Source organism: Lacipirellula sp. (assembly GCF_965279485.1).
Classification (GTDB): domain Bacteria; phylum Planctomycetota; class Planctomycetia; order Pirellulales; family Lacipirellulaceae; genus Lacipirellula.
Genome location: NZ_CBDIIC010000002.1, coordinates 2,786,951 through 2,806,508 on the forward strand (window position 1 = coordinate 2,786,951; position 19,558 = coordinate 2,806,508).

Genomic DNA, 19,558 nt, shown 5'->3' on the forward strand with positions numbered 1-19,558 from the left:
TTCATGTCGAGTCGACTCCTCCGCGAAGGACAGCGCCACTCAGAGTTTCAACAGAGAAGAAAGTAGCAGGCATCTATGAAGCATCCTCTGGCTCTCGCGTTCGCGACTGCGTGCCTCTTGGCTTTCGGCGCCGTTCGCGCCTCGGCGGCGATTTCGATCACGGAGTGGGCCTACCAAGGTGGCGGCGGCGAGTTCGTTGAGTTCACCAACCTCGGCGCAGCCGCCGTCGACATGACGGGTTGGAGCTTCGACGACAACACGGGGGTGGCCGGCTCGCTGAGCTTGAGCGGCTTCGGCATCGTCGCTCCCGGCGAATCCGTTATCCTCACCGATCTCACGGCCGCAGCTTTCCGGACGGAGTGGAACCTCGCGCCAACGGTGAAGGTCGTCGGCGAGAACACGCAGAACCTGGGACGCGCCGACGAGATCAACCTCTACGATAGCTCGAACGTTCGCATCGACTGGCTGACCTACGACGACCAAACGCTCGGCAGCCCGCGGACGAACAACGCGAGCGCGAACCCGCTGACGCTGGCCGCGGTGGGCGCCCATAACTCGACGCTGTGGAAGCTCTCAGTGGCGGGCGATTCGTATGGCTCGGTCACTTCAGTGAACGGCGGCATCGGGAACCCGGGGAAGTTCACTCTCGTCCCGGAACCGGCGAGCGCTGCCGTGCTGGTTAGCGCTCTGCTGGGCTTCGGCGTGGTTCGTCGCCGCGTTCGGTAGACTTAAACAGATCTCACGCAAAGGCGCAGAGGCGCAAAGGGAAGACTTTTTCTTCTTTGCGCCTTCGCGCCTTTGCGTGAGACATCCTCTTTCTTCGGTGCATTCCGGCCGGGCGGTTGGACGCGGCCCGTTTCGGCAATCATACTAGCGGACCTGCCCATCAATTGGCGGCCCGCACGCTGCCAGGCGCGAGGCGCTGTTGCGCATCGCTGAAGTTGCACGCCTGGAGAAATGTATGCTTTGCCGTCTGCCGTCGCTGTTCGTCTGCGCTGCTCTCTCGTTGGTCGCGGCCGCTGATGCCGCTCCGCTGAATGTGCGGTTCAAGAACACCTCGGGCCTGCCGGACGATCAGGTGTACATCGGCTTCGTCGGCGGCGAGCCGCTCACTGCGACGAACAAAGCGACCAACGCCCCGCTCGCCAAGAGCGAGTTCGGCAGCGAGCATTGGTACACGCTCAACACCCTGCCACAGGGGGTCGATCTCACCTCGTTCAGCGGACGAATCTACGTCGGCTACGGCACGCCGTGGAATTTCACCCATGCGGGTTACGAGCCGTCGCCGGTGGCCTCGGTCGATCCGAACTATCTCAAACGGTACGACAAGGTCGAGATTACCTACCACGGCAACCCGGCCGACGTGGCGAACACCACTTCGTTCGATTACTTCAGCATTCCGGTGGGCCTGAACGCCTACAAAGGGGGCATCGGCGGAACGCTGGTGAAGTCGCTGCATGCCGCACCGACGAACGCGACGCTCGCGGCGATGGAAACGATCGCCAATCCACACGCCGCTGCGGTGGTGCGCGACGGGGCGAACAAGTTCGTCCGCGTCATCGGGCCCAGCGTCTATCCCCCGCCACCAGGGCTGCCTGCTTCGCCGTACGACAATTTTGACGGCTACCTCAACTATCTCCATACGTACGGCCAAAGTCACGGCGGCACAGTCGCTCGCATCAAAGGCCACTTCAACGGAACCGGCGGCGGCCCCGCGCCGCACCAAGCGCAAGACTACGACTTCACCGCGACGATCGACGCTCAGCAGAACATCACGCTCACCGGCAACGGTTCGGCCGTCGGCAGTCACACGCTCACGTTCAGTCATCAAGATCTGGACAACCCGGCCGCAATCTACGGGGCCAATCCGAACTTCAAACTCGACGGCGCCCCGATGACGCCGCAGAACGACCTGTTCGGTTGGGTGATCGCCGACTTGTTCGCCGGCCTGAACATCGGCGCCGTCGGCAGCACGGTCGAAGTAAACAGCCAACCGGTCGGGCAGATGGAGAGCCAACAGTGGTTCGGGCTGAGCCAGCGGTTCGCCGCACTGCAGCCGAACCAGCCGTTCTACAATCAGTGGGCAGCGAAGATGAGCACGATCTCCGATGCTTATAACTTTGCGTATACCGATCGTTTTTCGCATGTGTTCGCGCCGCTGAACCCGGCGGAGGTTGATACGCTGGAATTGGTTTTCCAGCGCGAGACGGGCGTCGGGGCGGGGAATCCTAACGATCCGGAGTTGCCCGAACCGACGACGGGATTGTTGGCGGTGATCGGCGCGGCAGTGGTGGCTGTTCGGCAACGCGCGCGACGCGGCGGCGGAGCGATCTAAATGTCGTGTCGTGCCATGTCGCATCGCGAGAGCGATTTTTGGCGACACTAAGGCGTCTTCTTAACTTGTTGCGACTGATGCGTTTGCGGCGAGTCCCGTCGTGTTCATGTCGCATTTGAGGCGACAGTTCGCTTCGACATGTCGCGACGACGGCCTCTTGCGGCTGTGCCGCCCTGGTAGGCGAGTACGCCAACCAGGGCTACCCACGGGCGGCTGCCGGCGATCTATGGTTCGTTGTCAAAGAGCGGACTGACTTGAACCTACTGGATCGCGTGACTGCGGACCATTGGCGATTTTTGGCCACTTGCTTTGAATTTGTAGCACGGGCTCGCTCGCAGCCCCGACCTAGCTAGGCTGGGGCTAGCGTGAGAGGTGGGTGCGAGCACGCCGCCCTACGATTGCGGCGTTAGACTTCTAGCGAGGCCAGGATGTCGCTCTCCGCAACGTCGCTCACGAGTTCGACGTGGCCGATGCGGCTGGGGAGGATGAACCGCAGCTTGCCAGCGGCAGTTTTTTTGTCGCGGTACATCAGCCGCAGCAGGTCTTGGCCGTCGGCTTCCAAAGGATCGACGAGGAGGTTGAGCGCCGTGAGTAGCGTCTCTTGGCGGGCGTAGGTCGCCGCGTCGACGCGGCCGAGGCGGACGGCGAGCTGCATCGCGCAGCGCATGCCGGCGGCCACGGCTTCGCCGTGGAGGAGTTCTTCGTATTCGCCAATTGCTTCGAAGGCGTGGCCGAAGGTGTGACCATAGTTGAGCGAGGCCCGCAGGCCGGTGAGTTCGCGTTCGTCTTGCTCGACGACGTCAGCCTTCAGGCGGCAGCAGCGCTGGACGATGTGCGTGAGGACCTCGGCGTCGCGGACGTTGATTGCTTCGATGTTGGCTTCGAGGTAGGCGAAAAAGTCGGCGTCGAGGATGACGCCGTACTTCACGACCTCGGCGAGGCCGGCGCGATACTCGCGATCGGGCAGCGACTGCATGGCGTCGACGTCGCAGAGGACGCCGCGCGGCTGCCAGAAGGCGCCGACCATGTTCTTGGCGCCCGGCAGATTGATGCCGACCTTGCCGCCGACGGAACTGTCGACCTGCGCGAGGAGCGTCGTGGGGACTTGAAAGAACTCGAGGCCGCGGGCGAACGACGCGGCTGCGAAGCCGGCTAGGTCGCCGACGACGCCGCCGCCGATGGCGACGACGATCGACTTGCGATCGGCGCCTTCGTCGAGCATCACGTTCCAGAGCTCTTCGACCACTTCGACCGACTTGCTCGTCTCGCCCGGATCGACGGCGAAGAGATCGACTTCCCAACCGTCGCCGACGAGCAGATCGCTGGCGGCGTCGGCGTAGAGGCCTTCGACATTGCCGTCGGTGATGACGACGGCATGATCGGAGTCGGTGCGAGCGCGGAGGAACTCGGGAAGCGAGGCGAGCGTGCCGCTGCCGATTTCGATGTCGTAGCTTCGTTCGGCCAACGCGACGCGAACCGTTTCAATCTTCCCGGGCACAGCGAGTCCTCAAATGTTGTCGATCAACGGCGGCGGGCGCATTCGCTCCGCAGGCGCCGCATTAGCTCAAGATGAAATCCGCTCGATGTCCCACGGCGTCACGACGATCCGCCGGCAGAAGCCGGTGTGGCTGCGGACGTATTCGAGGTGGGCCGCATCGGCGGCAGTGGCGTGGAGCCGTTCGGCGAAGGCGGCGCGATCGACGGCGGGCCAGGCGAGGTATTCCTCGGGCCAGACGGTTTCCGTTTCGAGCACGAGGGCTTCGCGGTAGGGATCAAACGTATCGGGCATGGTAACGCAACGCCGTGGAAGACGAGGGTAAAGACCGCACGAGGGAAGCCAGTATACTAGGGGCCGCGGTGCAAAAGTAGGCTTGCCAGGCGGGGCGTCATGCACGCTGGGACTGATCGCCAAATGCAAAAAGGCAACCGCCAAGGACGCCAAGGTTCGCCAAGGGAATACGGGGAGGGTTGGAACCGCCGATGAACGCGGATTAACGCAGATAGGATTTATTCGCGTTTGCCTGCGTCCGTCGCCGGTTCCCTATTAAACATGCAGATCTCCGGCCGGCTGATCATTTTGGTGATCTTTGCACTCGCGATTGCGATGTCGGGGGGGGCGTGGCTTTACCAGTACAGCTACTCGCGGCACTCGGCGGAGTTTTGGGGGCCGGCGGGGTCGCTCATTGTGAAGTCGCCGGAGTTGCAGTTGTTGGAACTGGCGGCGGCGCCGGCGGGCGATGGGGACGAGGGGGAGGAGGCGGGAGCAGAGGTTGATCTCAGCAATCAAGTGGCGGGACGGAACGTGGTCGATCACCACGACCTGCGGAAGAAGCCGGGGCTGATTCACTTGCGGCATGTGTTCACGCAGGATGGGAATTTCGTGTGGGACGAGCGCGGCGTCGAGCCTGTGGATGGCGGGACGCGGGAGTGGTCGTATGCGCTGCGGTTCGTCGACGGCGATGCGGAGCAGATTGTGTTGTTCACGCGCGACTTTGAGGTGATGGGAAAGCTGTCGGCGGATGGGACGACGGTGGAGGTGCTGCCTTGTGCGCGCATGGCGGCGGCGGTGACGACGTATTTGCGCGATGTGGGGGCGCTGGAAAACAACTCGAACCATGAGGTCCCCTCCCCTTGAGGGGAGCAACGAGCACGGTCGCCAGTGGCGACCGTGCGCAGGCGGTAGTCCGTGCGAAGCACTGGGGTAGGAAGGGGTGACGGCAGCGGGTACCTGGGTTCCTCCCCCCTCCCCAGCCCTCCCCTCAAGGAGGATTATGCAACTGCTAGCAGCGTCTTGAAAAGAAGGAGTCCGCGTTCCACCTTGTCGGTAGCAAACCCCTGACAAGGAGAGTTTTATGGAACGCGAACTCTGGCTGGCACTTTACCTATTAGCGCGCGGATTGGACAAGCGTTGGGGAAGTTGGAAGTACTCGACGGCGGAGATTGTGGCGGTTTACTTCTGGGCGGTGGTGCACGATCGGCCGACGAGTTGGGCGGCGTGTGCCGAGGAGTGGCCGGCTGATCTGCGGCTCGATCCACTGCCGCCGCAGAGCACGCTCAGTCGACGACTGAAGCAGGCGGACGCCGTGGAGTTGTTGACGGCGGTAGAGCAGCAACTGCTGATCTTAATTGGTTTAGGGCGGCAGTGGATCCACATCATCGACGGCAAGGCCTTGGCGGTCAGTCCGATCAGTCAGGACCGGGACGCCGCCTGGGGTCGCGGCGCGAAGGGGAAGCAGAAAGGTTACAAGCTGCACGCCGTGTGGAATGGAGGGCCGTTGTTTACGACGTGGTCGCTCGCTCCGATGAACGTGAGCGAGAAGACCGTCGCGCGTCAGTTGTTCGAATCACTGCCAGGCGGCGGTTATCTGCTGGGAGATACGCAGTACGACGCGAACGGGCTCTACGATGCGGCGGCGCAAGCCGGGTTTCAACTCGTCGCCAAGAAGACGCCCAGTCGCGGTCGCAACGGCCTCGGCCATCGTCGCCAAAGCCCGAGCCGCCTGCGATCGATCGAACTGTTGGCCACGCCGTTCGGCCGCGAGCTCTATCGCGAGCGTGGCGCCATCGAGCGACAGTTCGGCGTCTTGGCAAGCACCGGAGGAGTCTTAGCCCCGCTGCCAGCCTGGGTGCGACGCTTCCACCGAGTCCGACATTGGGTGCAAGCCAAATTCATTCTCAACGGCCTCCGGTGGATCAAAATCCGGCAACCGGAACTGCTGGCACTTGCATAATCCTCTCCAGGGGGAGGGAGCCAGAACATTTCTCTTCTGCCTGATCTCCAAAAAAGCTTGCTGTTTAATACGCTTCTTCGCGCGACGTTGGGGCGACGCTCGGTGGAATGGGGGGCGACCCCCGGGCGAAGCCCGGGGCTAGGGGGCGGCGATGCGGCGAAGCTGGCCGCTAGCATCTTTGGCGAATGGTCTGGAGGCGTCGTCGGGCGGGTTCTATACTCCGCGGCCCAATATCGGCGCTGCTGGCGCGTGGTGGTTAGCCCCCGGTTTGAAGAACCGGGGGCTAAAGCACTTGCCGCGGCGGGGCCGGGAACTGAATTGCCTCGACGGGAACTTTGCCATGCGATCGATCGCCATCATCAATCAGAAGGGGGGCGTCGGCAAAACGACGACCGCCGTCAATCTGAGCGCCGCTCTCGCCGCCAGCGGGGTCCGCGTCGGGCTGATCGATCTCGATCCGCAGGCTCACGCCTCGCTCCACTTCGGCCTGGGGCCGCAGCGCGGGGAACTCGCCAACACGTACGACCTGCTCACCGGTGGCAAGACGCTCGGCGAATGTTGGCAATCGGTCGAAAACAACCTGTGGGTGGCGCCGTCGCACATCGACCTGGCGGCGGCTGAGGTGGAACTCGCCGGCGTCGTGGGCCGCGAGCTGATTTTACGCGATGCGATTACGGAAAACGCCGCGGCGCAAAACTTCGATCTCGTGCTGATGGATTGCCCGCCGTCGCTGGGCATTCTCACCATCAACGCCCTGTCGGCGGTCGACGACGTCTTCCTGCCGCTGCAGCCCCACTTCCTGGCGTTGCATGGTCTCAGCAAGTTGTTGCAGACGATCGACCTGGTGCATCGCCGGCTGAACGATCGCCTACGGCTCGCCGGGGTGGTGCTCTGCCTGTACGACTCGTCGACGCGGCTCGCCGCCGAAATCAGCGCCGACGTTTCGACGTACTTCTCCGAGGGCGCCGAGCGGCAGCAGCCGTGGCTCTCGGGGCGGTTGTTCTCCTCGCGGATTAGGCGGAACATTCGCTTGGCCGAGGCGCCGAGCTTTGAGCAATCGATCTTCAAGTACGCCCCGAGTTCTGCGGGGGCGGAGGATTACCGGGCGCTGGCCGACGAAGTGCTAGCACTCTACGGGCTGCAGCAAACGCCGGTCGCTCAGGCGGCGTAACGCCGCAGTAGCCGCGCGGCTCAACGAGCCGCCGGAGCGGTGATACATTCAACGTCGAATGGGGAATGGGGCGCATCACCCTACAACTGTCCCGCTAACTTCTCACCCCATTCCCCATTCAGCATTCCCCATTGGAACCGCTCCGGCGGGTCGTTGACCCGCGGCTGCTGCGCGAGAATCTGCGCAAACTCTTCCGTGCGCGCAACCTCTTCCTGGCAAAGTTGCGCGATTATTCCAGTCGTTCGACTGATAGCAGCAGAAACATCTTTGCCGGCCGCGACATGCCGCGAACTCTGCCGGCGGTAGCGGTCGATTGGATCATGCGGGGGAGGATGTAGCCGTCGTTGTCGAAGGAATCGACGGCTGCATCGCTCAAGATACCTCGCTCCGCGGATTCCGCGACGCCACGACCGACCCAGGCGGCGTCCTCCGTGCGGGCGAACTCAACGTACAGGAGATTGCGTCCGATGCGATTGTTCAACGACCTAAGAAGGGGGCTGCTCGCGGCGTCATCGCTCGCGACGCTGCAGGTCGCCGTTCCGGCGTACTCACAGCAGTACCCCGCGTATCCGCAAACCGCTCAACCTTACGCCCAAGCGGCGCAGAACCCATACACGATGCCGCAAGGCGCCGTGCAGCAGCAGTACGCCGCTCCGCCGGCCGCGACTCAACCAGTCGCCGCGCCGCCGGTCGCCGCGACGGCTCCCTACCAGCAGTTCTCGGCTGCTCAGCAGCAGGTCACTGCTCAGACGGCGCAGCAATACAACGCTGCGGCTCAGCAAGTCGGCCAGCAGGTGAACACGGTCGCCCAACAGGCGAACCAACAATACACCGCCGCGACGCAGTATGTCGCCGCGCGTCCGACGCCGGTTTACGGCACGTACCCGGCCACGCAGCCGGTTGCTCAGGTCGCGACTCAGCCAGTCGGACAGAGCTACCCGACGCAAACGTATCCGGTCGCTCAGCAACCGGTTCAAAGTGCGGCTCAGCCGACTGCCTTCCAGCAGGTTTACCCGCAAGCCGGGGCGCCTGTCGCTCAGCAACCGGTCATGCAGCAACAGCCGGTCTACGTCGCTCGGGCGATGCAGAATCCGACGCCGGCGCCGGCGCCTGGCCAGCCGATGACGCTCAACCCGCCGACTGAGGCGGTCCCTCCCGGCGCGATCATGCCGACCCCGGCGCCCGCTCCGCAAGCCGTGCCGTCGCCCGACTACGGCTACCCGTCGGCCGGATATGAGAGCTATCCCTCGGGTTACGGCGCTGCTCCGCAAGGGGCCGGCTGTGCCACGGGCAACTGTGCTCCCTACGGCGCCGCCGAGTACTCGACCTATGGCTGCGAACAGCCCGGCATGACCGATCGTCTGCTCTGCCGCAACAGCTGCAACTACTGGTTCGGCGGCGTCTACGGCCTGCTGATGCAGCGTGACAGCTCGGACAAGTACAACCTCGGCATGGTCGACGACTCGATGCCGGCGAACGGCTACCCGACGATGCCGAACATTCCGGTCGACACAACCGACGTCGATCCTGGCTTCCAAGGCGGCGTTGAATTCCGTCTGGGTCGCACCTTCGGCGGCGTCGCTGGCGACCCGTGCGGCTGCACGCCATGCTGCCCAGGCTGGGGCGTCGAAGGCGTCTACTGGGAACTGTTCGGCGCCACGCAATCGTTCGACTACATGCCGAGCATGCCGTCGGACTACTACTCGATGATGCCGATGCCGGGTCTCGAGTACAACGGCGGCGGCGGTTACATGCCGATGAACAACTTCTGGAACTATGGCCCGCCAGTCGGCAGCGGTACCTACTCGATCGACGACGTCCGCGTTCGCAGCAACTTCCAAGCTCGCAACATCGAACTCAACCTGCTTCGTCTCAACCTGTGCGGCTGTGCCCCGATGTGCGGCCCGTGCGGCGGCTGCGACGGCGGGTCGTGCGGAGTTGGCGGCGGCATCGGCGGCGGAGCGGGTGGTTGCAGCACGGGTTACTGTGCTCCGAACCGCTACAACCTCACCGGCGTCTGCGGCGTGCGGTACCTGGAGCTCGACGACTACTTCATGTACGGCGTCAACTACAGCGGCGGTACGACCGGCTACCTCGACTACAACTCGCGGACCGAGAACAAGCTGCTAGGCTTCCAACTCGGTTCGAACGCCATGTACCGCATCGGGTGCAAGTGGGGCTTCCACATGAACACCTTGGTCGGTCTGTATGGCAACGACATCAGCACCCACCAGTACATCAACTCGACGACCGGCAACATTCGGTACATCTCCAGCGGCGACGCGTTCAACGCGATGGCCGACAAGACCGACGTCTCGATGCTGGGCGAGCTCCGCGTCGGAGCGAGCTACCAGATGACTTGCCATTGCCGTCTGTACGGCGGCTGGCGTGCGATGGGCATCACCGGCCTCGCCCTGGCCACGAACCAGAACCCGAACCAGTGGCTCACCGCTGGCCAAGGTTCGACGTACGTGAACTCCGGCAGCTCGATGATCCTGCACGGCCTGCAAACGGGCGTCGAGTGGAATTACTGAGTGCGACGGACTGGACGCCGCTGCGGACTGGCCGCTTAAGCCACCAGCCCAATGGGGCGACCAGGCCGAGTGTTTGAGACCCCCAACCCCTCCCTTCCCCCAGGGAGAGGTCTAGCGGGCGACTACCCGCCTCCCCCGCGACAGTCGCCCGCCACAACTGGAAGCCCCGGCCTTTCCCCCAAGGTCGGGGCTTCTTTGTTTGGTGGAGGAAGTTGCGAGTTGCGAGCGATTGGGCGTTGGATCCTGCGTGCTACTGGACTGGTCGCTTAAGCGACCAGTCCGATGCGGGGACGCGGGTTCCATCTTGGGGCGAAACGCACGATTTGCAATTCGACGGCTGGCCAATTAAATTCGACCGACGGCGTCCAGTTACCCCGCGGCGAATGGTTGGCTCCATGGCGACGACTGCAGATCCGCTGAATCTCGACGAAGCCGCCCGCGCGGAGATATTACTCGCGCTGACGCCCGACGTGGGGCCCATTCTGCGGGCCCGGTTGCTCGAACGCTTCGCCGTCGCGGCGGAGGTCTTCGCCGCGTCCGAGGCGGCACTGCAGGGCGTGCAGGGAATCGGCCCGAAGATCTCGCGGCGGATTCTGGGCGCGCGGCATGAAGTGCAGCTGGACGCCCAGCTCGCGATCGCCCGCGAGCATGGGCTGCGGATCTTGCTGCCGCAGTGGCCCGGGTACCCGCGCTCGCTGCAGGAGATTCCCGATCCGCCCGGCGTGCTATTCGTCCGTGGCGAGATCGAGCCAGCCGACCAGATGGCGGTCGCGATCGTCGGCACGCGGCGGGCGACGCACTATGGCAAGAAGCAGGCGGAACGGCTTGCGGCGGGACTAGCTCGCGCGGGAATCACCGTGGTGAGCGGCATGGCCCGCGGCATCGACGGTGCTGCGCATCGCGCGGCGATGGCGGCTGGCGGACGCACGCTCGCGGTCCTTGCAAGCGGCGTGCTTAATCCGTTCCCGCCGGAGCATGTAAAGCTGGCCGAGGAGATCGAACACCAAGGCGCCGTGCTGAGCGAAGCCGCGCCGACAATGCCGCCGCTCGCGGGAATGTTCCCGCAGCGGAACCGCATCATCAGCGGACTCACGATGGGAACGATCGTCGTCGAAGCCGCCCTGCGAAGCGGCGCCCTCATCACGGCGCGGCACGCGATGGAGCAAGGCCGCGAGGTGTTCGCCGTACCGGGCCCGGTCGACAGCCCCGGTTCCGCCGGCCCGCATCACTTGCTGCGCGACGGGGCGAAACTCGTGACCTGCGTCGACGACGTGCTCGAAGAACTCGGCCCGCTGGCGGAGTGGCGCTGTACCCCCAGTGTGTTGCTGACCTGCCCGTCTCTTGAAGCTGCATTATAGCGCCCTATCATCGGGGAATGGACTCCTACCAAAAGCTTCGCGTGCAGGCTCGCCACAAGCGCGACGCCGCTGTCCAATCGGCTCACGACGAGTACGCCGCTACCCTGCGAACCATCGCAGCGCTGCGGAAGAATCTCGGCCCTGAGGGGGCCGCAGGGCCGGTCAAGAAGTCCAACAACAACTACGTCAAAGGGCGGCGGGCGGTCGACGCCATCAAGCAGGTCATTCCCCAAGACCGCCAATTCAGCACGGGCGAGCTAACGGCGCTGCTGCGAGCGCACGGGCACGAAATACCCGACTCGTCGATGCGGTCGCACTTAAGGCGACTGGAGGACCAGAGGGCGCTGGAGCGGATTCGCCGCGACGCTGACGGCCAGATTATCTGGGTGGCTACCGGGATCGGCAGCGAGCCCCAGACGCCACTGGCGGCGATGAACCTACCCGACGCCGCCGCGGTGATCCTGAGCGAAACGGGACCGCTGGGAATCAAGGAACTGGCGATTGCGATTCAGGCACGCGGATGCCGACAAGGGGCTAGTCGGCGACTAATTACAGAGTCGTTGGTCGCGGCGCTGCGGGACGATTCGGTAAGGTTCACGGCCGACGCCGGTGGCCGATGGGCGGTCGTTGCCGGCGGCTAGGCCGACTCTTCATCAAGTCCGGGCAGCCGCTGTTGCCCGTGCTCCTCTTCTAACCAGCTGAACCGTGGCTTAGGTGCCCGCGGTGAAGCCTTGCGCCGATTCATAAGGGCGCGCAAAATCACGTCGTCTGGGACTAGGTCATAGCCTCGCGACACACGGACAAACCTGCAGAACTTCGTTGCCTCACCGGGGTGGAGCACTAGCTCATCGATGGTCCACTTACCCCGGCTGAACTCCGTGAAGTCGTCAGCAAACTGGTCGATCAGGTCTGTCCGGCTGATCTCCAGTCCGTAATCGGCGGGATTTAGTGGTGGTCGTGGCATTGCAAAATAATCATAGCATGTGCCCGAGTGATAGCAAATATCATGGGCGCGCATGGACCGCGCCGACGCAAGTCCTTACGTTTAATAGACTTATCGTTCGGCGCGAAGTCGCTTCAGTGGGCCTTTCGAGCTCGGCGCGAAATCCATATGGATTTCGCGCCGAGCCTTATGGGCGCTAAACGGTTGACTTCATGGATTCAGCTGGAGTATACTTCTCTCGTCACTCAGCTATGTCGGCGGGCAGCCCGAATGCAACCAGATTTAAAAACGCGGCGCGGTGCCCTGCAGGATGCGGAGAGGAAATTCACGGCGGAAGTTTTTCGCCTGGAGTTTGAGCTCAAGGCAGCACGAGAACGCAGGGCCAGTGCGGCGGCCCAGCTTGAGATGATCGAGGATTTGATTCGCGAGCAGGAGCAGGCGGCAAATCCTGCCGGGGTGAAGAGAAGTGCAATCCCGCCGGGGCTCGCTGTACTACGAACCGTGAAAGAGAATCCGGGAATTACGACCAGCGAAGTTGTTCAGCGATTGCTGGGGCGAACGGCAACCAAGGCAGCAAACGAAAAGCACATGCTCCGAACCACGCTAAGTAACTTGGTGAAAGCGGGCCGCCTTGCAAGGCGGTCGGGGATGCGGCACTACCTTGCAGAGGAGGACTAGATGAGTACCGAGGCAAATCCGAAAAAGACGGCCAAAAACAAAAAGGGCTGGCACGCGATGCGCGCCAGCCCTTTTTCGTAGCGGTAGAGAATTCTTAGGTGGTCGAGGCGTTCAGACTTGCAAGGGACGATCGCTTCGGCTCACCAGCCTTCTATAGCTCAGCGGATAGAGCGCCCGGCTGCTAACTGGGGGGTCGCTGGTTCGAATCCAGCTAGAAGGATTGTGAAATTGGAGGGGGCGGACTGTTTGGCGACAGCAGCGGACTCTAAATCCGCCTGAAGGGGTCCGATTCCCCCCGCCTCCACTTTCTCTACAGCTGATTGTCAAAGAGCGTCGGCGAGGCCGACTCAGCGATGAAGTCTAGATCGCGCAAGTCGTGCAGTCAAGCGAATTTGCGCCCTTTGGGCAAGTGCGCCTGCAGTAACGACTTAGAACGAAGGGAGGTGACCAGTGCGTTGGTAGCCACTCGGTTTTAGCGGATTTATATAACGAATCACGCGGTCGTAGTGTTAGTCGTCATCGGCGTTTGGAGGCAGCCTCCATAAGGATGGCTCGCGCCCATGCGGCTAGCCCGCCTGAGCCGTCTGCGGCCTCTGCTGCGGCTTGAATGGTTGCCTTTTCGGCGTCGGTGACGGGAATCCTCAGGTCAGAGGACCGCACTTGGCCGGGGGGCTTTTTGGGTCGACCTGCGCGTTTCTTTTTTGCCATACAATTTTTGTAGGAAAAGTATTCCCGAATGTCAACCAAACTATTGAGTCGTAGTATTTTTATTACTACAATAACTAGAGAAGAAAAAGCCGCGGAAGTGCGTCAACACAACCGCGGCCGAACCGCAACCGGCTTTCGCTAATTGCAGCCTAGACACCTCCAGTCTAGCGAGAGCCCAGACCTAAGGGAATCTCGCGATGGTTGTCTCGACTTGCCAGCACGAACAAACCAAAAAGCACGGCCGCGATCGTAAGGGCAATCCCCGCCTTCGCTGCTGCACCTGCGGAAAGACTTGGATTGTCGCCGATCGGCCCTTGGGTGCGATGCGAACGAGCGTGAAAGACGCCGCCATGGCTATGACACTCCTGCTTGAGGGAATGAGCATCCGCGCCGCCGCCCGCATCACGGGGCTGCGACCGAACACAATCTGCGATTTGGTTCTCACGATCGGCGAACGCTGCGAAAACCTCCTCGCTTCTATCAAGGGAGTCGAGGCTAAGGATATCCAAGCGGACGAAATTTGGAGTTTTGTGGCGATGAAAGAGCGTACCCGCTACGACCAGCTAAAGACTGGCGATGAGGGGAGCTGGTGGACTTGGATTGCAGTTGATCGCGACTCGAAACTTGTTGTGGCGCATCACGTCGGGCAGCGCGATGGAGCCGCCTGCGACCTGTTCCTGGGCAAGATCGATCGCGCCACCACCGGACGATTCCAACTGTCGGCGGATGGGTTGTCGACCTACACCCTTGGAGTTCCCTTTCGCTTTCGTGAGCGTGTCGACTTCGGACAGGTGATTAAGAACTTCCAGGGAGGCCGTAGCACGGGTCGTTACTCCCCCGGAAAGATAATAGCGACCGAAAAGCGATCGGTTTACGGAACGCCAGACTTCGATCGCGTCTCAACTTCGCATGTCGAACGTCTGAATTTGACCCTGCGTATGAGCCTGAGAAGATTCACCAGATTGACCAATGGCTACTCGAAAACCCTGCAACACCACCGAGCAATGCAGGCGATTTTCTTCGCGTTTTATAATTTCTGCCGCAAGCACGAAACCATTAGAAAGACGCCCGCCGTCGCCGCCGGGATCGCGGACCACCAGTGGACCGTTCGCGAACTGATTGAGCAGGCGGACAAGTAGGTAAAGCCACCAACCTCACAAGGAGTTTCCCATGATTCTCGAAAACATCGATCTCGAACAGTACGACATCGACCTCACACTAGAGGACTTCAAGGACGAGATGGCGGACGACTTCAACGATTATTTCCGTGGGCAGGAGAGCATTCATGAGCTCGTGAGAGCGCCGCGGCAGGCGCATCAATTCTGCGATTGGGTCCGTACCAAGCGGGGCTATTTAGACGTGCCGGATGACATCATCCTGCAGTGCGTCTTGGATCGCGATGAAGTCAGCGTGGAAGAGATCGCGATGGAAATCCCGTGCCTTGGCATTCAGGTTACACACTCAATGCTCACGCAGCTTGGTTTGAGTTTCGCCTAGCAATTATTCCACAAAATCCGCGGAGTAACACCAACGGCTCAATCTCACGATGCGGATGACGCTCCGCCGCTTCACTCGCTTGACCAACGGATACAGCAAGAGCCTGCGTCACCATAAGGCGATGCAGGCTCTGTTTATGGCGTTTTACAATTTTTGCCGTAAGCACAAGACGCTCAAGCAAACGCCGGCGATGGCCGCGGCATTAGCGGAGAAGCCTTGGACTATGAAGGAGTTGATCGAACGAGTGGCGGCCTAACGGCTGCCAAGAATGCAATGCTCGTTGCATTCCATCTCACTCGCTGCGGTCATGTACACTCCCCGGCGAGGATCGCCCAAAAGACGCTGCGCGTCCTCTGGTCGCACTTGCCCAGTTTCCTGGTAGTGCGAACGCATTTCATCCACCCACGCCGGCTGCGCTAAGTCCGTTGCTACTTGCGGTTCGTTCGTGGAATACAAGGGATTCATGCTAAAATTTGCCTCGGGTCGCATGGTCGGACAGGGCTTGGTCAAGTCCTTTGTGGCGGACCCACCGGAATGGCCGGTCGGCCGTCACGACTGCAACTTCAATTGGCCCGCCGCAGAACGGCGGGGTACTGGAGAACTTCAAAGCTTTGATTGTTACGAAGATCGACGAGAAAATCCAATCAATCGCGTCTCTCAATGGTAATTCGGCGTTCGGACTCAGGACACTCTGAGCAATGATTTTGTTCAGATCCGCGGGCTTCCCCGTCCAATGCCCAGAGGCCAAGATGCCTTGGCAGATGGTTCCATCGACGCCGTAAAGCAGCCGCTCCATCATGTTCGGGACACCCCAGAAAATCGGCTGAAACCTGTTAATTGGCACCGGGATAGGTGGTCCTGGCTTACTCGGATCGAACACAATTTGGTAGGCCATCGGGTTGCGGTCCTTTCGCACCCTCCCGCCAATGCAAAAACCGACCGTCATCGCCCGGATGTAGCTCTCAAGGGCCTTGTCCTCCGCAACCGTCCTGGGCGACTTAACCGCTAGAGCTTGGCAGGCCGCCAAATCTGCCGCGAAACTTTGCTCGTAGTGCTTCCAAAATAACTGAATCCAGCGTTTGCACGCCTCTTCTACTGTGAGCGGCTCCTTCGCGATCAAATCCTCGGACAACTCCGCAACTAATTGCCGGTATGAGACGGCTGGAAAACCGCCTCGTCCCCAAGTCACGAGGCCGAGGGTACTGCCCATCTCACCGATCTCAAATAGCTTTTGGGCGTGGTTGTAGTGCCTCATCGAATTTGGGCCGGAGTAGCTGGCGGTGCTATCAGCGCCGAAAACCACCCCCTCCGAGGAGACGTAACAAGCTGCAATTGTCATAAACCGCCTGATTTGGCCACCAAACTGAGAAGAGGACACAGTATGGGAAGGCCAACCCGCCGGGTCAACTATCAAGCGGTGCAACTGCCATTCCGTAACTGCCCATAATTAACACGGGAAAATTTTCCCGCAGCAACACATGAGAGTTACGACACCGGCGGAGTCGGCGCCCGACCAAAGGGGCGGCACGATTCGTATCGCGGCGGAGGTGCTGCTCAACGACATCGAGCATGCGGTGCTGCAAGCGATCGAACCGACGGGGTCGATGCTTGATGACGTCGCGGCGAGCTGCGAGATGCCGATCCACCGCGTGCTAGCGACGGTGAGCGTGCTCGAATCGCGACGGCTGGTACGGAAGGTGGCGGGGAATCGAGTGGCGAGAATCTAAAGTCAACGCAGACGCGGAGTACTGCTTCTATCCGTCAGGTCGCCGGCGTTTTTTCGGCTTGCCGGCGCCGCTCTTCCGCAGCTTCTGCACGACGTTCAAGAGACCTTTCATTGTCTCTTTGCCACTGGCTTTCCTTCTCCGGTGACCAGATTTCGAGTAGGAACAGTGCACAAGATTTAGAAGCCGCGCAACCGCTGCACGCGAGGAGGGGAACGACCAGAATAAGTAGGCGAAAATCTCGCAGCATCAACGCCTTGTACTGGCCCTCATCCAGGCGGGAAATAGCAGAACGGAGGTGCTCGAATCGCGGCGGCTGGCGCAGAAGGTCACGGGGAATCGGATGGCTTGGATTTAGGCCGTTGGGTAGGAAATTTAGCCGGCTTGGCGGGGCGCTCCGGCGGGTCGTTGACCCGCGGCTACTAAGTGTCCTCCGTTTGATCTCTGGCCGCTCTTAAAATGAGACGACTGGCTGAATGCGACCTGCCGGTTTTGCACGGCTTTGCAGTTTTTGGCAGTCAGGAAATCCCTCGGGAACCCGCGAACCACCCCTGGGGGCGGTGACGTAAGACCATACAGAGGGCCATCTTTGCCCCGCTTTTTGGGCGGACCGTCGCGCCCGCTTCTATACCCCTGGCATGCCACTTGCATCCCTCCTGATCCGTACTCGCGGAGGGTCAACATGGCCTTCTGCGGGCGCCAGCCGAACGAATCAATCGTATGGCTTGGCCTGCTTCGGCGGGCAATTTCCGCGACCCATGGAAATGCAACTGTTAGAATGCTCGGGTCGGCGGAATTTTGATCAGGACGGCTAGGAGGAGGGATTTTCTCCTAGTAACACCGTCGAACTCTCTGAATATGAGGAGTTCGTAGGATGAAAAAGAATACCAAGGAAGAATTGAACCGCACCAAGACGTCGTCGACCCAGGGTCTGATGGATCCGGTCGCCGTCAGCGACGAACAATTGTTGCAATCGTACCGCGAAGCTAGCGACCCGACCGTCTTCTCGGAGTTGGTCTCTCGCTATCAGCGTGAATTGTATAATTACCTCCGTCGGTTCCTGGGTGACGCCACCCTGGCCGAGGATGTGTTCCAAGCGACGTTCTTCCAGGTCCACCAGAAGCGCGACTCGTTCGAGGAGGGCCGGAAGTTCCGTCCTTGGCTCTATACGATCGCCACCAACCAAGCGATCGACGCTCAGCGGCGAAATCGTCGTCACCGTCGATTGAGCTTGAACCAACCGCACCAAGCCGGCAGTGAGTCCGTAGGAACATTGATTGACTTGGTGGCGAGCGAAGGGGGCGACCCCGCGCTGGCCGTCGAGAGCGGCGAAGAGGGCGCCTGGGTGCGGGGCGAGGTCGAGGCCTTGCCTGAACCTCTCCGCAACGCGGTGAACTTGGTTTACTTCGGGGGAATGAAATACCGTGACGCAGCCAAGGTCATGTCGGTACCGGTTGGAACGGTCAAAAGCCGTTTGCATGCCGCTATCCAACGACTCGGCCAAGCTTGGCGCGACGTGCAGCCGGCTAGCCGTTCGTAAGGGGACGTCATGCAAGGTCAGCGCCAAGCCAGCTGCTGCCGTGGAGACGATTAACAACAACAGGCCTGCCGCACCTAGCGGCGGGCCTGTTTTATTTGAGTCGCAACTTTTCTTTGAATCGCAAGCGCATGTCGCACGCGGACGGGACTTGCCGCGATGACTGAAGACCTGATCGCCTACTTGATGGACGACTTGTCGCCGGAGCGCCGCGCGGAAGTCGACGCGAAGCTGGAAACCGACGTCGTCTGGCGTTGGGAGCTGCAGCGTCTGCAGGAGTGCATGACTGCCGGCGACGGCGATGCAAACTCGTGCGGCGACGCGTCGGCGCCGGCTGAGTCCGCAGCTTCTGCTTTAGCAACCATCGATGAATCGAGCATTCACGATGCGAAAGTTGACGTCGAGCCGCCGCTCGACCTCGTAAAGAAGACTTGCTGCTTCGTCGAAGACTCGGCGAGCGGGAAGTTCAAAGTCGAGAAGAAACGCTGCTCGAAGAAGCAAGCCGCGTTTACCGCCGAGACGGCTGGAGCGTGCAAGCGTTCGTGGAGCCTCGCGGACGTGACCGTGGCAAGCGGCGTGGGGCTGATTCTCGCGGCGCTCATTCTGCCGGCGGTGCAAAACGGCCGGGCCGCGGCCCGCACGGACCAGTGCGCCAATAACATGGGCAGTCTGGGAATGGCGATCGAGAATTATGCCGGTCGCCACGCTGGCTTGATGCCGGCGGTTAATCGCAATGAACCGTCGATCATGTTTTTTACACGACTGGTCGATGACGGGGATCTAACGCCACAGCAAGCGTTCGAGTTGAGCGTTTGCCCTGATTCGGTACAGGCCCAGGAACGATTCGAGGACGGTGCGCTAAGTCGTTTGCCATCAACGATGGAGTTAAGCAGCGTCACCGGCCTGCAACTGTTGAAGCTGATCGCCTTAGCGAACGTGAGCTATGCGGCCCCTGTGGGCTACTTCAACGCTGAGGGCGAGGTCCAGCCGCTGAAGTTCAATCCCGGCGCTGAGTTACCGCTGATGACCGATGCTCCGATCATTGGCCCGAACGCTCTCCGCTCCAACAGCCACGGCGGGTGTCGCCAGAATGTATTGAGCACTTCTGGCTGCGTGAAGCCCTACACGGTGTGCGTTCTCTCGCAAGAGGACAAACGGATGCGAAACATCCATCTAAACGACGCTGGAGTTGCGGCGGCGGGAACGTCATCGGACGATATATTCTTGGCTCCGCCAGACCACGGTCCGAACGGGCCGGTGGTCTTGAACGGCCCGCCGCAGTTTCAACTCAACATCTACCTTGTGCCAGCAGCGCCACGCTAGAGCGAGGCCTGGAACCTAG

At 61.4% G+C, this 19,558-nt stretch carries 19 protein-coding genes and 1 tRNA gene; 16 read left to right on the forward strand and 4 right to left on the reverse strand.

Translation table 11 applies throughout. The features are described 5' to 3' along the window. The first annotated feature begins 75 nt into the window (after nucleotides 1-75). Together ACQY7R_RS18760 and ACQY7R_RS18765 are read left to right on the forward strand one after the other, a co-directional pair. Entirely contained in the window at nucleotides 76-726 is a 651-nt protein-coding gene (locus ACQY7R_RS18760; RefSeq protein ID WP_428307097.1) for a lamin tail domain-containing protein, read from the forward strand. Between the two features lie 235 nt (nucleotides 727-961). After that, a complete protein-coding gene (locus ACQY7R_RS18765) occupies nucleotides 962-2,335 on the forward strand; it encodes a beta-1,3-glucanase family protein (RefSeq protein ID WP_428307098.1) in 1,374 nt (457 codons plus the stop codon). Between the two features lie 406 nt (nucleotides 2,336-2,741). On the opposite strand, the gene aroB is transcribed toward ACQY7R_RS18765, so the two are convergent. Continuing rightward, complete coding sequence (aroB, locus tag ACQY7R_RS18770) at nucleotides 2,742-3,833, reverse strand: 3-dehydroquinate synthase (protein ID WP_428307099.1); 1,092 nt, start codon at nucleotides 3,831-3,833, stop codon at nucleotides 2,742-2,744. Between the two features lie 66 nt (nucleotides 3,834-3,899). Further along, nucleotides 3,900-4,124 (reverse strand): hypothetical protein, encoded by a 225-nt coding sequence (locus tag ACQY7R_RS18775; RefSeq protein WP_428307100.1) that lies wholly within the window; start codon nucleotides 4,122-4,124, stop codon nucleotides 3,900-3,902. A 228-nt stretch (nucleotides 4,125-4,352) separates the two neighbouring features. Here ACQY7R_RS18775 and ACQY7R_RS18780 point away from each other — a divergent pair, with 228 nt between their 5' ends. The 3 genes from ACQY7R_RS18780 (at nucleotide 4,353) to ACQY7R_RS18790 (ending at nucleotide 7,237) form a co-directional block, all read left to right on the forward strand. Beyond that, nucleotides 4,353-4,970: a hypothetical protein gene (locus ACQY7R_RS18780; RefSeq protein ID WP_428307101.1), complete on the forward strand. Its 618-nt coding sequence runs from the start codon at nucleotides 4,353-4,355 to the stop codon at nucleotides 4,968-4,970. 217 nt (nucleotides 4,971-5,187) lie between these two features. Continuing rightward, nucleotides 5,188-6,066, forward strand: coding sequence for a transposase (locus ACQY7R_RS18785; protein WP_428303583.1), 879 nt, complete (start codon nucleotides 5,188-5,190; stop codon nucleotides 6,064-6,066). A gap of 340 nt (nucleotides 6,067-6,406) precedes the next feature. Next, the gene (locus ACQY7R_RS18790) at nucleotides 6,407-7,237 is read left to right on the forward strand and encodes a ParA family protein (protein ID WP_428307102.1); all 831 of its coding nucleotides are present in this window, start codon (nucleotides 6,407-6,409) and stop codon (nucleotides 7,235-7,237) included. Between the two features lie 229 nt (nucleotides 7,238-7,466). Here ACQY7R_RS18790 and ACQY7R_RS18795 read toward each other — a convergent pair whose 3' ends face one another. Further along, nucleotides 7,467-7,718, reverse strand: coding sequence for a hypothetical protein (locus ACQY7R_RS18795; protein ID WP_428307103.1), 252 nt, complete (start codon nucleotides 7,716-7,718; stop codon nucleotides 7,467-7,469). Between ACQY7R_RS18795 and ACQY7R_RS18800 the strand changes: the two genes are divergently transcribed. The 8 genes from ACQY7R_RS18800 (at nucleotide 7,705) to ACQY7R_RS18835 (ending at nucleotide 15,211) form a co-directional block, all read left to right on the forward strand. Continuing rightward, nucleotides 7,705-9,771 carry a hypothetical protein gene (locus ACQY7R_RS18800; protein WP_428307104.1) on the forward strand — a complete coding sequence of 689 codons (2,067 nt, stop codon included), beginning with the start codon at nucleotides 7,705-7,707 and terminating at the stop codon, nucleotides 9,769-9,771. The genes ACQY7R_RS18795 and ACQY7R_RS18800 overlap by 14 nt on opposite strands. Nucleotides 9,772-10,166: 395 nt before the next feature. Continuing rightward, entirely contained in the window at nucleotides 10,167-11,129 is a 963-nt protein-coding gene (gene dprA / locus ACQY7R_RS18805) for a DNA-processing protein DprA (RefSeq protein ID WP_428307105.1), read from the forward strand. 17 nt (nucleotides 11,130-11,146) lie between these two features. Beyond that, a complete protein-coding gene (locus ACQY7R_RS18810; protein WP_428307106.1) occupies nucleotides 11,147-11,770 on the forward strand; it encodes a hypothetical protein in 624 nt (207 codons plus the stop codon). 572 nt (nucleotides 11,771-12,342) lie between these two features. Further along, complete coding sequence (locus ACQY7R_RS18815; protein WP_428307107.1) at nucleotides 12,343-12,750, forward strand: hypothetical protein; 408 nt, start codon at nucleotides 12,343-12,345, stop codon at nucleotides 12,748-12,750. Nucleotides 12,751-12,897: 147 nt separating this feature from the next. Beyond that, nucleotides 12,898-12,970: transfer RNA gene (locus tag ACQY7R_RS18820), tRNA-Ser, on the forward strand. Between the two features lie 823 nt (nucleotides 12,971-13,793). Beyond that, the gene (locus tag ACQY7R_RS18825; RefSeq protein WP_428307108.1) at nucleotides 13,794-14,597 is read left to right on the forward strand and encodes an IS1 family transposase; all 804 of its coding nucleotides are present in this window, start codon (nucleotides 13,794-13,796) and stop codon (nucleotides 14,595-14,597) included. Nucleotides 14,598-14,628: 31 nt separating this feature from the next. After that, the gene (locus ACQY7R_RS18830) at nucleotides 14,629-14,955 is read left to right on the forward strand and encodes a hypothetical protein (protein WP_428307109.1); all 327 of its coding nucleotides are present in this window, start codon (nucleotides 14,629-14,631) and stop codon (nucleotides 14,953-14,955) included. Nucleotides 14,956-15,004: 49 nt separating this feature from the next. Next, the gene (locus tag ACQY7R_RS18835) at nucleotides 15,005-15,211 is read left to right on the forward strand and encodes a hypothetical protein (RefSeq protein ID WP_428307110.1); all 207 of its coding nucleotides are present in this window, start codon (nucleotides 15,005-15,007) and stop codon (nucleotides 15,209-15,211) included. A 210-nt stretch (nucleotides 15,212-15,421) separates the two neighbouring features. Here ACQY7R_RS18835 and ACQY7R_RS18840 read toward each other — a convergent pair whose 3' ends face one another. Then, on the reverse strand, nucleotides 15,422-16,294 hold the full coding sequence (locus tag ACQY7R_RS18840; protein ID WP_428307111.1) for a hypothetical protein: 873 nt from the start codon (nucleotides 16,292-16,294) through the stop codon (nucleotides 15,422-15,424). Between the two features lie 139 nt (nucleotides 16,295-16,433). Here ACQY7R_RS18840 and ACQY7R_RS18845 point away from each other — a divergent pair, with 139 nt between their 5' ends. The 3 genes from ACQY7R_RS18845 (at nucleotide 16,434) to ACQY7R_RS18855 (ending at nucleotide 19,539) form a co-directional block, all read left to right on the forward strand. Continuing rightward, on the forward strand, nucleotides 16,434-16,682 hold the full coding sequence (locus ACQY7R_RS18845) for a hypothetical protein (RefSeq protein ID WP_428307112.1): 249 nt from the start codon (nucleotides 16,434-16,436) through the stop codon (nucleotides 16,680-16,682). 871 nt (nucleotides 16,683-17,553) lie between these two features. Beyond that, nucleotides 17,554-18,219: an RNA polymerase sigma factor gene (locus ACQY7R_RS18850; RefSeq protein WP_428307113.1), complete on the forward strand. Its 666-nt coding sequence runs from the start codon at nucleotides 17,554-17,556 to the stop codon at nucleotides 18,217-18,219. A gap of 156 nt (nucleotides 18,220-18,375) precedes the next feature. After that, entirely contained in the window at nucleotides 18,376-19,539 is a 1,164-nt protein-coding gene (locus tag ACQY7R_RS18855) for a DUF1559 domain-containing protein (protein ID WP_428307114.1), read from the forward strand. Nucleotides 19,540-19,558 lie beyond the last annotated feature (19 nt).